Genomic DNA, 14,104 nt, shown 5'->3' with positions numbered 1-14,104 from the left:
CATGGCGGCGCTCGCCTGGTTGCTGATTCCGCTTATCGCCGCGATCGGTGCCGGACTGTGGGGCAGTTGGGCCGGCCGGAATCGCAAGGCGGCGGGAGACGACATGGAGCTCGCGGGATACATGCGCTTCCGTGAAGCCATGGAGAGGGCCGAGACCGCCGAAAGGGTTCGACCCAGGGAGAAGTCCCCCTCCGACGCCCTCTGAGCCCGCGCGCGCCGGCCCCCGTACGCGCGCCCCCGGCCCACCTCATCAGCACGGCCCTGGTACGAAACGCCCTCGTACGCGTGCCCGGTCCGCCCTCGTACGCACGCCCCGTCCGCCCTCGTAGGGACGGCCCCGACGGTGCACTGACAGCACTGTCCCGTACTGTCGTTCCATGCCACGCCGCACCGCGACGATGCTCGCCTCCACTCTGATCCTGATCGCGCTCCTGTGCGCGGGAGTGTTCATCAAAGTGCCGTACTCGGAGATGTCACCGGGCCCCACGGTGAACACGCTGGGCGAGCACGACGGCGAGCCGGTGCTGCAGATCTCCGGGCGCAAGACGTATCCGACCACCGGGCACCTGAACATGACCACGGTGCGCGTCACCAGCGCCGACTACAACATGAACCTCGTCGAGGCCGTGTACGGGTGGCTCGCGCATGACAACAGGGTCGTGCCGCACGACACCCTCTACCCGGACGGCAAGACCGAGGAGCAGTCGACGCAGGAGAACGCCGAGGAGTTCAGCCAGTCCCAGGAGAGCGCCAAGGTGGCGGCTCTGAAGGAGCTGGACATCCCGGTGAAGTCCTGGGTGATCGTCTCCACCGTGCTCAAGGGCTCCCCGGCCGAAGGCAGGCTGCACGCCGGGGACGTCATCAAGGCCGTCGACGGTACGACGGTGAAGGCACCCGACGACGTCGCGAAGCTCGTCACCGAGCACAAGCCGGGCGACAAGGTCGTCTTCACGATCGTTCCCGCCAAGGAGCAGGCCGCCGCCGAGAAGGAGAACAAGACGGCGACCGTGACCAAGGACGTGACGATCACCACGGCCAAGTCCGACGACGGCGGAACGGACCGGGCGATCGTCGGGATCTCGGCCGGGACCGACCACACGTTCCCGTTCACCATCGACATCAAGCTCGCCGACGTCGGCGGACCGAGCGCGGGCCTGATGTTCGCGCTCGGCATCGTGGACAAGCTCACCCCGGGCAACCTCACCGGCGGCACGTTCGTGGCGGGCACCGGCACCATCGACGACAACGGCAAGGTCGGCCCGATCGGCGGCATCGCGATGAAGACGGTCGGCGCGCGCGAGAAGGGCGCCCAGTACTTCCTGACGCCCAAGGACAACTGCGCGGCCGCCGCGATGGACACCCCCGAGGGGCTCACGCTCGTCAAGGTCGACACCATCGACGACGCGATGAGCGCCCTCAAGGACATCAACTCCGGCAGGACGGCCGACCTGCCGGAGTGCACCACCAAGTAGTCCGCCGTGCAGTTCGCCAAGCAGTCCGCCGGGCAGGCCCGGGGACTACTCCGCGAACGTCGCCGACAGCGCCTCCGCGAGGCCCGGCACCAGGTCCGACCCCGTGAGCACCTCCGTCGGCGCATCCTTCTCGCGCAGGCGGAGCGCCGAGTCGCGGGTGCCGTCGCGCAGGACGCCGACCGTCATGCGTACCTCCTGACGGTCCGGGTGCTCGGCGACCCACTTCGTGAGTTTCTTCCCGCTCAGGCCCTGCGGGACGGAGGCCTCCGCGGACGGCGGCAGCATCAGCCGCTCCACGGTGAGCGCGCAGCCGACCACGGCGTCCGGCCAGGCGATGGTGCCGAGGAACTCGTCCAGCGGCTTGTCGGCAGGGATCTCGTCCTGCTCGATGGGGGTGAGACCGGTGGTCTCCTGCTCGTTCTCCAGGCCGAGCTGGGCCGCGAGGCCGGGTTCCTGGGTCCGCAGTCGCGCGGTGTCTACGAGGGCGAAAAGGCGAGCGGGCTGGTCCCAGCCCAGGCCGGAGGCGTACTCGTCGATCTCGAGTACGGCCCGGGTGAGCGGGTTCGCTGCCATGGGAGTGTTGGACATGGTCACAATCCTGCCTCGTTCGTACCCGAATCCGGGAACCGAGTAAAGCGTGAGTAAGTTGCATAGATGAGGCTCCGCGATCTCGGAGCCTTACGGACGGTCCACCATCAGGGGGGCCTGACGGATCAACAGCGAACTTCGAGGTGTGGACCTTGGCTTTCCAGATGCCGGACCGCGGCGGAGGCCCGACAGGGCCACGGATCAGAGTGGGCCGACCGTCCCGGCGTGTCCGGACCCTGCTCATGACGCTGGGCGTGCTGGCCGTGCTGGCCATGGTCTTCGTCATGTTCGCGGGGTTCTGGACGGACTGGCTCTGGTACCGGTCGGTTCACTACTCGTCCGTCTTCACGACGACCCTGTGGACCAAGATCGGTCTCTTCTTCGTCTTCGGTCTGCTGATGGCGGCCGCGGTCGGCTTCAACATCTGGCTGGCGCACCGGCTGCGCCCGCCGCTGAGTGCCATGTCGATGGAGCAGCAGAGCCTCGACCGGTACCGGATGAGCATCGCGCCCTACAAGAGGTGGCTGCTGCTCGGCATCACGGCCCTGGTCGGGCTGATCGCCGGCGCGTCCGCCTCGGGCCAGTGGCGTACGTGGCTGATGTGGGTGAACGGGGTGCCCTTCAACCAGAAGGACCCCGAGTTCCACCTCGACGTCTCCTTCTACGCCTTCGACCTGCCCTGGTACCGCTTCCTGCTCGGCTTCGGCTTCGCGGCCGCCGTGCTCTCGCTGATCGCCGCGGCGCTCACGCACTACCTGTACGGGGGACTGCGGATCACCAGCCCGGGGGCGCGCGCCACGGCCGCCGCCACCGGCCATCTCTCCGTGCTGCTCGGCATCTTCGTCGCGCTGAAGGCGGTGGCCTACTGGCTCGACCGGTACGGGCTCGCGGTGAAGTCCAGTGACTTCAAGGCGACGGGCAACTGGACGGGCCTCAGGTACGTCGACGCGAACGCGTATCTGCCCGCCAAGACGATCCTGTTCTGCATCGCGGTCATCTGCGCGCTGCTCTTCTTCGCCACCCTGTGGCGGCGCACCTGGCAGCTGCCCGTCATCGGCTTCGGCCTGATGGTGCTCTCCGCGATCCTCATCGGCGGCCTGTACCCGGCGATCGTCCAGAAGTTCCAGGTCCAGCCGAACGAGCAGGCCAAGGAAGCGCCGTACGTCGAGAAGAACCTGAAGGCGACCCGTGAGGCATACGGGATCGACGGCACCGACGTCACGGACTACCCGGGCTCGAGCAACACCAAGGACAAGACCAAGCTGCGCGACGACGCCGATACCGCCGCGAGCATCCGGTTGATGGACCCGAACGTCGCGTCGCCGACCTTCCAGCAGCTCCAGCAGGTGCGGAACTACTACGGCTTCCCGCTGAACCTGGACGTCGACCGCTACACCAAGGACGGCAAGGCCCAGGACACGGTCATCGGTCTGCGCGAGCTGAACCTCCAGGGCATTCCGAAGAACAACTGGATCAACGACCACTTCCGCTACACCCACGGATACGGCGCCGTCGCGGCCAAGGGCACCACGGCCGACGACGAGGGCCGCCCGGTCTTCACCGAGTACGACCTGCCGTCCAGGGGCGACCTGGGCACGTATCAGCAGCAGATCTACTACGGCGAGAAGACCAGCCAGTACTCGATCGTCGGCGGTCCCCAGAAGGAGATCGACTACTCCGACGACAGCGGTGAGAAGACCACCAGCTACAAGGGCAAGAGCGGGGTCAACCTCGCCAACCCGCTCAACCGGGCCGCGTACGCGGTGGCGTTCAGCGAGCCGCAGATCCTGTACTCGGGTGCGATCGGTGACGGTTCGCGGATCCTCTACAACCGCACTCCCAAGGAGCGCGTCGAGGCGGTGGCTCCCTGGCTGACCATCGACGGTGACGCCTATCCGGCGGTCGTCAACAAGAAGATCCAGTGGGTCGTCGACGCGTACACGACCACCAACGGCTATCCGTACGCCTCCCGTACGACCCTCGGTGACACGACGGCGGACTCGCTGACGGCGGCCAACAACCAGCGCGCGGTGGTGGCCCAGCAGAACCAGGTCAACTACATCCGCAACTCGGTGAAGGCGACCGTCGACGCGTACACCGGTGAGGTCAAGCTCTACCAGTGGGACACCGAGGACCCGGTACTGAAGACCTGGATGAAGGCGTTCCCGAACACGGTGGAGCCCAAGCGCTCGATCTCCCCGGAGCTGATGGATCATCTCCGGTACCCGCAGGACCTGTTCAAGGTCCAGCGCGAGCTGCTGACCCGCTACCACGTGAAGGACGCGGAGACGTTCCTCAGCGGCAGCGAGGTGTGGCAGGTCCCGGACGACCCGACCAACAAGTCGGGCAGCGCGGTGCCGCCGTACTACCTGAGCATGAAGCTGCCCGGCGAGACGTCGCAGGCGTTCTCGCTGACGACGACGCTGACGCCGAACGGCCGTGACAACCTGAGCGCCTTCGTGTCCGTCAACGCCGAAGCGGGCACGAGCGAATACGGCAAGATCAGCATCCTGAAACTGCCGACGGGCAAAACCGTCGACGGACCGAAGCGGGTGCAGAGCCAGTTCAACTCCGAGCCGGCCATCGCCGAGTCCATCAGGCTCCTGAGAGGCGGCGACTCGGAAGTCGAGTACGGCAACCTGCTGACGGTTCCGCTCGACGGAGGACTGCTGTACGTGGAGCCCGTCTACGTACGCGGTGGTGACCTCAAGTACCCGCTGCTGCGCAAGGTGTTGGTGACCTACGGAGGCAGCACCGCCTTCGAGAACACCCTCGGTGAGGCGCTCAACAAGGTCTTCGGAGCTGACGGTACGACCGCTCCGCCGCCCGAGGAGGGCACCACCAAGCCGCCCACGTCGAGCAACCCGACGGTCCAAGAGGCGCTCGACGACGCCCAGAAGGCCTTCGAAGCAGGCCAGAAAGCCTTGAAGGAGTACGACTGGGAGGCATACGGGCAGGCGCAGAAGGATCTTGAGGACGCGCTGAAGCGGGCCGAGGACGCGCAGGCCGAGGCGGACAGGACCGGCAACAGCGCCAGCAAGAACCCCGACAAGAGCAGCGGCCAAAGCAGCGACAAGGGCAGCGACCGGACCAGCGCCCAAAGCAGCGAGCCGAGCGGCAGCCCGAGCCCCGGCAGCGGTTGATCGGGAGCCCCTCCGCGCCGTGGTACGGTTGAGACACAACGGCGCGGGGTGGAGCAGCTCGGTAGCTCGCTGGGCTCATAACCCAGAGGTCGCAGGTTCAAATCCTGTCCCCGCTACTGAAGTCGAAGGCCCGGATCCTGATCATGGATCCGGGCCTTCGGCGTGTGCGCCGACGCGCCGGGCCACCCGTGGTGACCTGGTGACTCGTGCGAAGTGCCGCTGCCTGCGTGGGGAGTTGGGAAAACTGTGTTTGACTTGTCTCTCTGTGGGCATGTCGACAAAACGCTGAAGTGACCTCACTCGCTGCGGTATACCAGATGTACCCAGGTTGCAGGTGGTGCGACGATGGACGTTATGGGGGACAAGGCAACTCTGTTGGATACAGGGCGGTTTGCGCAGCTTGCTGATTTTGTGCAGCCTGCGGAATTCACGCAGCCTTCCGACCGGGACGAAACCGGCGAGGCTGTCGAGGAAGTACGCCAGCGGCTCGCCGCCGAAGCCGGCGACGTCGAGGCGATGAGTGTCCTCGGCGCCATGCTGCTGCGCCGCGGTGACCTCGACGGAGCCGAGCCTCAGCTGCGCGCTGCCACCGCCGCCGGTGACCGCGCCGCCGCCAACAACCTGGGTGTCCTCCTGCACCAGCGCGGGTACGCCGACGAGGCCGCCGGATGGTGGCGGATCGCCGCCGTCGCGGGCTCCGCGGCCGCCGCGCACGCGCTCGGGCGGTACCACCGCGAGCGCGGCGACGAGCCCGCCGCCGAGTACTGGCTGCGCCAGTCCGCCGAGCAGGGACACGCGCTCGGCGCGTACGCGCTCGCCGATCTGCTGGAGCACCGCGGCGACGTCGGAGCGGAGCAGTGGATGCGGGCCGCCGCCGAACGCGGGCACCGCGAGGCCGCGTACCGGCTGGCGCGCGCTCTTGATCGCAAGGCCCTGGACTCGGGCGAGGCCATGGGCGACAACGGCGTCATCGGTGCCGCGGGCGAAGAGGCCGAACAGTGGTACCGGCAGGCCGCCGCACGCGGGCACCGGCGGGCCGCGCTGCACCTCGGAGCGATTCTCGAGAAGCGGGGCGACCTCAAGGAGGCCGGGCGCTGGTATCTGACGTCCGCCAAGGACGGGGAGGCGCGGGCCGCGTGCGCGCTCGGGTTCCTGCTGCGGGACGCGGGGGACACGGAGAGCGCGGCCGTGTGGTGGCTGCGGGCCGCGCAGGACGGTGACGGCAACGCGGCGAACGCCCTGGGGGCGCTGCACGCCGAGAACGGTGAGACGCAGACCGCCGAGCGCTGGTACCGCGCCGCCATGGACGCGGGTGATGTGAACGGGGCGTACAACCTCGGGCTCCTCTGCGCCGAGCAGGGACGGACCGCGCAGGCCGAGCAGTGGTACCGGCGGGCCGCGTACGCGGGTCACCGCGAGGCCGCCAACGCCTTGGCGATTTTGCTGCTGCAGGTCGGCGACTCTGCCGGGGCCGAGCCGTGGTTCTCCAAGGCCGCGGAGGCCGGGAGTGTGGACGCCGCGTTCAATCTCGGGATTCTGTACGCCGGGCGGGGGACCGAGGCCGATGAGGCGGCGGCGCTGCGGTGGTACGAGCGTGCCGCCGCCGCCGGGCACACCGAGGCCGCGCTCCAGGTCGCCATCGCGCGGCTGCGGGAGGGGGACGAGCGGGCGGCCGAGCGGCATCTGCGGTGTGCGGCGGGGGGCGGCAGCGCGGAGGCCGCGTACCGGCTTGCCGCCGTGCTCGACGCGCGGCAGCCGCCGGCGCCGGCTCATGAGCTGGGCGAGCCCGCGCAGCAGAAGAGCGAGTGCGAGGAGTGGTACGAGCGGGCGGCGTCCCAGGGGCATCGCCGGGCGCAGGTGCGTGTCGGGATGCTGGCCGCCGCGCGGGGCGACGTGGTGGAGGCGGCTCGGTGGTACCGCGAGGCCGCCGAGGCCGGGTCCCGGAACGGGGCCTTCAATCTCGGGCTGCTGCTGGCGCGGGAGGGGAGTGAGCCGGAGGCCGCGCTGTGGTGGACCCGGGCGGCGGATGCGGGGCATGGGCGGGCGGCGCTTCGGCTCGCGCTCGTCTATGCGCGGCGGGGCGAGCTGGCGGAGGGGCAGTGGTGGGCCGACCGGGCCGTGTCCCTGGGGCCTGCGGAGGTGGGGGAGCGGGCGGCTCGGTTGCGGGATGCGTTGCGGGAGGAGTTGTCGGCGTGACGCTACCGCTGTGGCTGAGGGGGAGGGGCTCGCCCCGCCCCCCTCAGCCCCTGCCCGTCCCGTATCTGGGGGGCTCGGCCCCCCCAGGCCCCCCGTATCGCGCTTCGCGCTCGTCCTCAAACGCCGGACGGGCTGAATGGTGCCGGGCGGGCTGAAAATCTCAAGCGCCGGACGGGCTGGACGGTGCCGGGCGCGGTGCTTGGTTAAGCGATTTGCGCTGGTCCACACCGGTGACGTAATGTTCAGTTCACCGACGCGGGGTGGAGCAGCTCGGTAGCTCGCTGGGCTCATAACCCAGAGGTCGCAGGTTCAAATCCTGTCCCCGCTACTGAAACCGAAGGCCCGGATCCTGATCTTGGATCCGGGCCTTCGGCATGTTCGGCGTTCCGACGGCAGCGAACCGCAGTGAACGGCGAACGGCAGCGAAAAGCCCCGGCACCTTCAGGTGCCGGGGCCTTCGTGGGAGTTCTTACGCCGCCGCGCAGTTCGGGCAGACGCCGCGGTACGTCACCTCGACGTCCGAGACCGTGAAGCCGAAGCGCTCCGAGTCCGGGAGGTCGGCGAGCGGGTTGCCGTTCGGGTGGACGTCGCGGATCGCGCCGCACTGGGCGCAGACCAGGTGGTGGTGCGGACGGTGCGCGTTCGGGTCGTACCGCTTGGCGCGCTTGTCCGTGGCGACTTCCAGCACCTCGCCGAGTGAGACCAGCTCACCCAGCGTGTTGTAGACGGTCGCCCGGGAGATCTCGGGCAGCTTGGCGACAGCACGCGCATGTACCTCGTCGGCCGTCAGATGGACGTGATTGCCGTCGAGGACCTCGGCCACCACACGCCGCTGCGCGGTCATCCGCCATCCGCGTCCGCGCAGCCGTTCCAGCAGGTCACTCATGAGGATCAGCCTATCAGCAAGAGGACCAGAATACGAATGAGTGTGACTTTGGAGCTCAGTTTGACTTAGACATTGTCCATTGTAGGATCGAGTTCGTCTGTAGGATCGAGTTCGTCCTTAGCCGTGTGGTGCAAGGGACAGGAACAGCACGGAACGACGCAGGAGGCGCACGTGACGCAGGGACCGCTTACGACGGAGGCCGGTGCTCCGGTAGCCGACAACCAGAACAGCGAGACCGCGGGCGTCGGCGGCCCGGTCCTCGTTCAGGATCAGCTCCTTCTTGAGAAGCTCGCCCACTTCAACCGTGAGCGCATCCCGGAGCGTGTCGTGCACGCCCGTGGCGCCGGCGCCTATGGCACCTTCACGGTCACCGCTGATGTCACGCAGTACACGCGAGCCAAGTTCCTCTCCGAGGTCGGCAAGCAGACCGAGACCTTCCTGCGCTTCTCCACCGTGGCCGGCAACCTCGGCGCGGCCGACGCCGTGCGTGACCCGCGTGGCTGGGCGCTGAAGTTCTACACCGAAGAGGGCAACTACGACCTCGTCGGCAACAACACCCCGGTGTTCTTCGTCAAGGACGCCATCAAGTTCCCCGACTTCATCCACACGCAGAAGCGCGACCCGTACACGGGCAGCCAGGAAGCGGACAACGTGTGGGACTTCTGGGGGCTGTCTCCCGAGTCCACGCATCAGGTGACCTGGCTGTTCGGTGACCGCGGTATTCCCGCGTCCTACCGGCACATGAACGGGTACGGCTCGCACACCTACCAGTGGAACAACGAGGCCGACGAGGTCTTCTGGGTCAAGTACCACTTCAAGACCGACCAGGGCATCAAGAACCTCACCCAGGCCGAGGCCAACAAGCTCGCCGGTGAGGACCCCGACTCCCACCAGCGCGACCTGCGTGGGGCCATCGAGCGCGGTGAGTTCCCGAGCTGGACCGTGCAGGTGCAGATCATGCCGGCGGCGGACGCGGCGACGTACCGCTTCAACCCGTTCGACCTCACCAAGGTGTGGCCGCACGAGGACTACCCGCCGATCGAGATCGGCAAGCTGGAGCTCAACCGCAACCCGGAGAACATCTTCGCCGAGGTCGAGCAGAGCATCTTCTCCCCGTCTCACTTCGTGCCGGGCATCGGGCCCTCGCCCGACAAGATGCTCCAGGGCCGTCTCTTCGCGTACGGCGACGCCCACCGGTACCGCGTCGGCATCAACGCCGACCACCTGCCGGTGAACCGTCCGCACGCCACCGAGGCGCGCACCCACTCGCGTGACGGCTTCCTGTACGACGGTCGCCACGGCGGTGCGAAGAACTATGAGCCCAACAGCTTCGGCGGGCCGTTCCAGACGGACCGGCCGCTCTGGCAGCCGATCGCGGTGACCGGCCACACCGGTGAGACCGCCGCCCCTTCGCACGCCGAGGACAACGACTTCGTGCAGGCGGGCAACCTCTACCGTCTGATGTCCGAGGACGAGAAGGACCGTCTGATCGAGAACCTGGCGGGCTTCATCGCCAAGGTCTCCCGTGACGACATCGCCGAGCGCGCGATCAACAACTTCCGCCAGGCGGACGGGGACTTCGGCAAGCGCCTTGAGGCCGCGGTCCAGACCCTGCGGGGCTGACGGCTCCTTGTACGGCGCCTGTGCGGATGGTGTCCGCACAGGCGCCGTACGTGTGCTCAGGCGGGTACGTGCTGTCGCGCCGGGGCCCAGCAGCGGATGATGTCGCGGACCGAGACGATGCCGACCGGGCCGCTGGAATCGAGCACGATCAGGTGGCGGAAGCCGCCGTGTGACATCGCCGTCGCGGCCTCCTCCAGGGTCCAGGTGGGAGCGGCGAAGACGACGTCGGTGGTGGTGTGGGTGCCTGCGGTCTCGGTGTCGGGGTCCTGGCCCAGGGCCAATGAGTTGAGGATGTCGCGCTCGGTGATGATTCCCAGGCCGCTGGAGTCCTCGTCGTGGACGACGGCCGCGCCGACGCGGCGTTTGGACATCAGGCGGGCCGCCTGGCGAAGGGTGTGTGCCGGGCCGATGGTGAGGACCACCGTGCTCATGGCGTCGCGGACGAGCATGAACGGAGCCACCTCCTACGAATCCGCCGGGTCGCTTGCGAACGGATTCACAAATTCACAAGTGGGGGGACTCTCAGAGTCGCAGGCAAAGGGAGGGTCAACAAGGGGGCGTGTGCGGTGAGTTCGGGGCGCTCAGGGGGTTCCTGGGGTGCCCCCCAGGGGTTTTCCTGCTCTGCCCAGCGGGTTTCCCGGGGCTGCGCAGGGGGTTCTTGGGGCCGGCCAGGGGCTCGGTTCAGTAGCGCTGGTTCAGGTACCCCAGCAGCTCGTCGTGGAGGATGCCGTTCGACGCGGCGGCGTTGCCGCTGTGCGGGCCCGGGCGGCCGTCGAGGCCGGTGAAGGAGCCGCCCGCCTCGGTCACGACGATCGCGTTCGCCGCCATGTCCCAGAGCGACAGCTCGGGCTCCGCGCAGATGTCGACCGAGCCCTCGGCGACCATCATGTACGGCCAGAAGTCGCCGTATCCGCGGGTGCGCCAGACGGCCTTCGTGAGGTCGAGGAAGCCGTCGAGGCGGCCCTGGTCCTCCCAGCCGCTGAGGGAGGAGTACGCGAAGGAGGCGTCCGCGAGCTTCGAGACCCGCGAGACGTGGAGGCGGGACGCCGACGACAGGCTGCGGCCCGTGAACGCGCCGTGGCCCTTCGCCGCCCACCAGCGGCGGCCGAGCGCGGGGGCGGAGACGACGCCGACGACCGGCTGGTAGCCGCCCTCGCCCGCCTCCGTCAGGGAGATCAGCGTGGCCCAGACGGGGACGCCGCGTACGTAGTTCTTGGTGCCGTCGATCGGGTCGACTACCCAGCGGCGTGGGCCCGTGCCCTCGATGCCGTACTCCTCGCCGAGGATCGCGTCGCGCGGTCGCGCCCGCTGGAGCTGGCCGCGGATGAGTTCCTCGGCGGCCTTGTCCGCCTCGCTCACCGGCGTCATGTCCGGCTTGGTCTCGACCTTCAGGTCGAGCGCCTTGAACCGGTCCATCGTCGCGGCGTCGGCGGCGTCCGCGAGGACGTGGGCGAGGCGCAGGTCATCGCGATAGTCGGGCATGACCGAACCGTATCTGCCCGGCTCGGGGCGGGGCTACACCGGACGGGGGATCATCACGGCCGGGCCTGGGGGCCGGTTCTCCGGGCTCCGGGCCGCTGGCGTCTCGTGCCTCTGGCCCCGTGCCCCTGGGCCGCTGGCGTCGCGTGCCCCTGGCCCCGTGCCCCCGGGCCGCTGGCGTCTCGTGCCCCTGGGCCCCTGGCCCCGTGCCCCCGGGCCGCTGGCCTCCCGTGCCCCTGGCCCCGTGCCCCTGGGCCCCTCACCCCGTGCCGCCTGGCGCCCGTGCCCCGTGCCGTGTCCTGCGCCCCGGGCACCGGATCGCGGGTCCTCGCCCCGGATCGCGGCTGCGGGCTCGTCTCGGTTTGCCTGCTGTCCGTTGTGAGTCGGGGCCGTGCCGGAGCATCCGCCCTCGGTCTGGCGCGGAATCGGATGGGTGTGAGGAGCCGGCGTTGACGCGCCAGCCGCTGCGGGCGGACGTTCCGGCACGGCCCCTTCGGTGCGTTGGCGGGCTCCGATGCGAGGGAGTGCCGGTGCTTGGGGCCCCGGTGGTCGCTTGCGGGCGCCCTCGGAGGTGTCGCGAACCCTTGACAGTGGTTCTGTGCGCGTCAAATCTGAGCTGCAGAGTCGGTCGCCCTAGGGAGGCGATGATGCCTGCAGCGCGGGAATCCCTCTTGGATGCCGCCTATACGGCGCTCGCGCGTCGTGCGTGGTCTGCGGTGCGGATGGTCGATGTGGCCGCCGTGGCTGGTGTGTCACGTCAGACGCTGTACAACGAGTTCGGGAGCAAAGAGGGGCTCGCGCGTGCTCTGGTGCGGCGGGAGGCCGATGCCTATCTCGCGGGGGTCGAGCGGGCGCTCGCCATGCATGCGGACGCACAGGAGCGGCTGGTCGCGACCGCCGAGTGGACCGCGTCGGCCGCGCGGAGCAATGCGCTGGTACGGGCGATGCTGACCGGGTGCTGGAGCGAGCGGCTGCCCTCGCCGACGCTCTCGGCGGTGCCGTCGGCGTCCGCGGTGCCCGCGCAGCGGCGGGCCGACGGGCCGCTGCCCTCGCCCTCCGACTTCGTGGCGCTGGTGCGGGATCGTGCGGTGGCCACGCTGGGCGCCTCCAAGGCGGACAGCGCCGAGTTGGCCCGTTCCTGTGAACTCGTCGTCCGGCTCGCTCTGTCGTGTGTCGCGGCGCCGCCCGGTGAGGGCGGGGTCACGGATCTGGTGAAGGCCGCGCTGGCCCCGTGGCCCCGGCTGGTCTGAGGATCAGTGGGCCGAGCCCGACAGCTGCAGCCCGATGACCCCGATGATCACCAAGCTGATCGAGACGATCTTGAGCGTGGAGACCAGGTCGCCGAGGAAGATCATGCCGTAGAGGGCGGTGCCCGCCGCGCCGATGCCGGTCCAGACGGCGTACGCCGGGCCGACGTCGAGCTTTTTCAGGGCGAGGGTCAGCAGGCCGAAGCTGCCCAGCGCGAAGGCGCAGAACGCGATCGTCGGCCAGACCCTGGTGAAGCCGTGCGAGAGCTTCAGACAGACCGCGAAGCCGGTTTCCAGCAGTCCCGCCACAACTACCAGCAGCCACGCCATGTCCCAGTCCTCCCGCCGTCGCACGTCGACTGCTTGGTGTGATTATGCATTCACCGACCGGCTAAGCCCTTACCGGAGGGGCACGAGCGCAAACAACGCGGAGGTCACGGCGGAATCAGTCGCCTTCCTTCCGCTCCCGCGTCGCCAGCAGCCTGCGCAGAGAATAGAGCCGGGCCGGGTCCGCGTGACCGTCTGTCACCCACTGGTCCAGGGCGCAGTCCTGCTCGTCGTGGCTGCACGCGCGCGGGCAGCCCTCGGTGCCGGGTTCGAGGTCGGGGAACGCGTGGATGACCCGGGACGGATTGACGTGGTGCAGGCCGAAGGAGCGCAGACCCGGGGTGTCGATGACCCAGCCCTCGTCGTCGGCCAGGGGGAGCGCGAGCGCCGACGTCGTGGTGTGCCGGCCGCGGCCCGTCACCGCGTTGACGTGTCCGGTCGTACGCCGCCGCTCCTCGGGGACGAGCGCGTTGACGAGGGTCGTCTTGCCGACGCCCGAGTGGCCGACGAACGCCGTGATCCTGCCGTCCAGCTGTTCGCGTACGCGGTCGGCGGCGCCGCCGTTCTCCAGCTCCTCGCGGCTGGTCACGAGGTACGGGATGTCCAGCGCGCCGTACAGCTCCAGGAGTTTGTCCGGCGGGGCCAGGTCCGATTTCGTCATCACGAGGAGGGGGGTGAGGCCACCGTCGAAGGCCGCCACCAGACAACGGTCGATCAGACGGGGGCGCGGCTCCGGGTCGGCGAGGGCGGTGACGATGGCGAGCTGGTCGGCGTTGGCGACGACCACGCGCTCGTACGGATCGTCGTCGTCGGCCGTGCGGCGCAGTACGGAGCTGCGCGGCTCGATGCGGACGATGCGGGCCAGGGTGTCCTTCTTGCCGGACAGATCGCCGACGAGGGCCACCTGGTCGCCGACCACCGCCGCCTTGCGGCCCAGTTCGCGGGCCTTCATCGCCAGCACGGTCCGGTCGTCGACGAGGCATGTCAGCCTGCCGCGGTCGACCGTGAGGACCATGCCCTCGGCCGCCTCCTCGTGCTTGGGGCGGATGTTCGTACGCGGACGGTTGCCCTTGGGGTTGGGGCGGCTGCGGATGTCGTCCTCGTCGGTGTGCTTGCCGTAACGGCGCATGATCCCGGTCCGCC

At 69.2% G+C, this 14,104-nt stretch carries 12 protein-coding genes and 2 tRNA genes; 8 read left to right on the top strand and 6 right to left on the bottom strand.

Annotated features, from left to right (window positions below):
- Position 1 precedes the first annotated feature (1 nt).
- Both C4B68_RS13555 and C4B68_RS13550 read left to right on the top strand, forming a co-directional pair.
- Positions 2-205 carry a hypothetical protein gene (locus C4B68_RS13555; RefSeq protein WP_099499773.1) on the top strand — a complete coding sequence of 68 codons (204 nt, stop codon included), beginning with the start codon at positions 2-4 and terminating at the stop codon, positions 203-205.
- Positions 206-377: 172 nt separating this feature from the next.
- Positions 378-1,472 carry a YlbL family protein gene (locus tag C4B68_RS13550; RefSeq protein WP_099499774.1) on the top strand — a complete coding sequence of 365 codons (1,095 nt, stop codon included), beginning with the start codon at positions 378-380 and terminating at the stop codon, positions 1,470-1,472.
- A 45-nt stretch (positions 1,473-1,517) separates the two neighbouring features.
- Here C4B68_RS13550 and C4B68_RS13545 read toward each other — a convergent pair whose 3' ends face one another.
- Positions 1,518-2,060: a PPA1309 family protein gene (locus C4B68_RS13545; RefSeq protein WP_167459082.1), complete on the bottom strand. Its 543-nt coding sequence runs from the start codon at positions 2,058-2,060 to the stop codon at positions 1,518-1,520.
- A gap of 164 nt (positions 2,061-2,224) precedes the next feature.
- Between C4B68_RS13545 and C4B68_RS13540 the strand changes: the two genes are divergently transcribed.
- The 4 genes from C4B68_RS13540 (at position 2,225) to C4B68_RS13525 (ending at position 7,727) form a co-directional block, all read left to right on the top strand.
- Positions 2,225-5,203 (top strand): UPF0182 family membrane protein, encoded by a 2,979-nt coding sequence (locus tag C4B68_RS13540; RefSeq protein ID WP_099500018.1) that lies wholly within the window; start codon positions 2,225-2,227, stop codon positions 5,201-5,203.
- Between the two features lie 42 nt (positions 5,204-5,245).
- Positions 5,246-5,319 (top strand) — tRNA-Met (locus C4B68_RS13535).
- A 229-nt stretch (positions 5,320-5,548) separates the two neighbouring features.
- The gene (locus C4B68_RS13530) at positions 5,549-7,399 is read left to right on the top strand and encodes a tetratricopeptide repeat protein (RefSeq protein ID WP_099499776.1); all 1,851 of its coding nucleotides are present in this window, start codon (positions 5,549-5,551) and stop codon (positions 7,397-7,399) included.
- 254 nt (positions 7,400-7,653) lie between these two features.
- Positions 7,654-7,727, top strand: a tRNA-Met gene (locus C4B68_RS13525).
- A gap of 141 nt (positions 7,728-7,868) precedes the next feature.
- Here the strand turns inward: C4B68_RS13525 and C4B68_RS13520 are convergent.
- Entirely contained in the window at positions 7,869-8,285 is a 417-nt protein-coding gene (locus C4B68_RS13520) for a Fur family transcriptional regulator (protein WP_099499777.1), read from the bottom strand.
- Positions 8,286-8,456: 171 nt separating this feature from the next.
- Between C4B68_RS13520 and C4B68_RS13515 the strand changes: the two genes are divergently transcribed.
- Positions 8,457-9,908 carry a catalase gene (locus C4B68_RS13515; protein WP_099499778.1) on the top strand — a complete coding sequence of 484 codons (1,452 nt, stop codon included), beginning with the start codon at positions 8,457-8,459 and terminating at the stop codon, positions 9,906-9,908.
- A 56-nt stretch (positions 9,909-9,964) separates the two neighbouring features.
- Here C4B68_RS13515 and C4B68_RS13510 read toward each other — a convergent pair whose 3' ends face one another.
- Together C4B68_RS13510 and hisN are read right to left on the bottom strand one after the other, a co-directional pair.
- Entirely contained in the window at positions 9,965-10,357 is a 393-nt protein-coding gene (locus C4B68_RS13510; RefSeq protein WP_099499779.1) for a CBS domain-containing protein, read from the bottom strand.
- Between the two features lie 232 nt (positions 10,358-10,589).
- The gene (gene hisN / locus C4B68_RS13505) at positions 10,590-11,390 is read right to left on the bottom strand and encodes a histidinol-phosphatase (protein WP_099499780.1); all 801 of its coding nucleotides are present in this window, start codon (positions 11,388-11,390) and stop codon (positions 10,590-10,592) included.
- A gap of 644 nt (positions 11,391-12,034) precedes the next feature.
- Between hisN and C4B68_RS13495 the strand changes: the two genes are divergently transcribed.
- Positions 12,035-12,637, top strand: coding sequence for a TetR/AcrR family transcriptional regulator (locus C4B68_RS13495; RefSeq protein WP_099500019.1), 603 nt, complete (start codon positions 12,035-12,037; stop codon positions 12,635-12,637).
- 3 nt (positions 12,638-12,640) lie between these two features.
- Here C4B68_RS13495 and C4B68_RS13490 read toward each other — a convergent pair whose 3' ends face one another.
- Both C4B68_RS13490 and rsgA read right to left on the bottom strand, forming a co-directional pair.
- Entirely contained in the window at positions 12,641-12,964 is a 324-nt protein-coding gene (locus C4B68_RS13490; RefSeq protein ID WP_099499782.1) for a DMT family transporter, read from the bottom strand.
- 115 nt (positions 12,965-13,079) lie between these two features.
- Complete coding sequence (gene rsgA / locus C4B68_RS13485; protein ID WP_099499783.1) at positions 13,080-14,090, bottom strand: ribosome small subunit-dependent GTPase A; 1,011 nt, start codon at positions 14,088-14,090, stop codon at positions 13,080-13,082.
- Positions 14,091-14,104 lie beyond the last annotated feature (14 nt).

Origin of the sequence: Streptomyces dengpaensis, from assembly GCF_002946835.1 — a bacterium.
Taxonomy (GTDB): Bacteria; Actinomycetota; Actinomycetes; order Streptomycetales; family Streptomycetaceae; genus Streptomyces; species Streptomyces dengpaensis.
Note: the sequence above shows the minus strand (reverse complement) of the source record. Positions and strands in the feature narration are given on the sequence as shown.

Excerpts from the sequence above, each read along its gene's own strand:
- C4B68_RS13490 (WP_099499782.1), bottom strand. The coding sequence starts at position 12,964 with ATGGCGTGGCTGCTGGTAGTTGTGGCGGGACTGCTGGAAACCGGCTTC.
- C4B68_RS13520 (WP_099499777.1), bottom strand. The coding sequence starts at position 8,285 with ATGAGTGACCTGCTGGAACGGCTGCGCGGACGCGGATGGCGGATGACC.
- C4B68_RS13510 (WP_099499779.1), bottom strand. The coding sequence starts at position 10,357 with ATGCTCGTCCGCGACGCCATGAGCACGGTGGTCCTCACCATCGGCCCG.
- C4B68_RS13545 (WP_167459082.1), bottom strand. The coding sequence starts at position 2,060 with ATGTCCAACACTCCCATGGCAGCGAACCCGCTCACCCGGGCCGTACTC.
- C4B68_RS13540 (WP_099500018.1), top strand. The coding sequence starts at position 2,225 with ATGCCGGACCGCGGCGGAGGCCCGACAGGGCCACGGATCAGAGTGGGC.
- hisN (WP_099499780.1), bottom strand. The coding sequence starts at position 11,390 with ATGCCCGACTATCGCGATGACCTGCGCCTCGCCCACGTCCTCGCGGAC.
- C4B68_RS13530 (WP_099499776.1), top strand. The coding sequence starts at position 5,549 with ATGGACGTTATGGGGGACAAGGCAACTCTGTTGGATACAGGGCGGTTT.
- C4B68_RS13555 (WP_099499773.1), top strand. The coding sequence starts at position 2 with ATGGCGGCGCTCGCCTGGTTGCTGATTCCGCTTATCGCCGCGATCGGT.
- rsgA (WP_099499783.1), bottom strand. The coding sequence starts at position 14,090 with ATGCGCCGTTACGGCAAGCACACCGACGAGGACGACATCCGCAGCCGC.
- C4B68_RS13550 (WP_099499774.1), top strand. The coding sequence starts at position 378 with ATGCCACGCCGCACCGCGACGATGCTCGCCTCCACTCTGATCCTGATC.
- C4B68_RS13495 (WP_099500019.1), top strand. The coding sequence starts at position 12,035 with ATGCCTGCAGCGCGGGAATCCCTCTTGGATGCCGCCTATACGGCGCTC.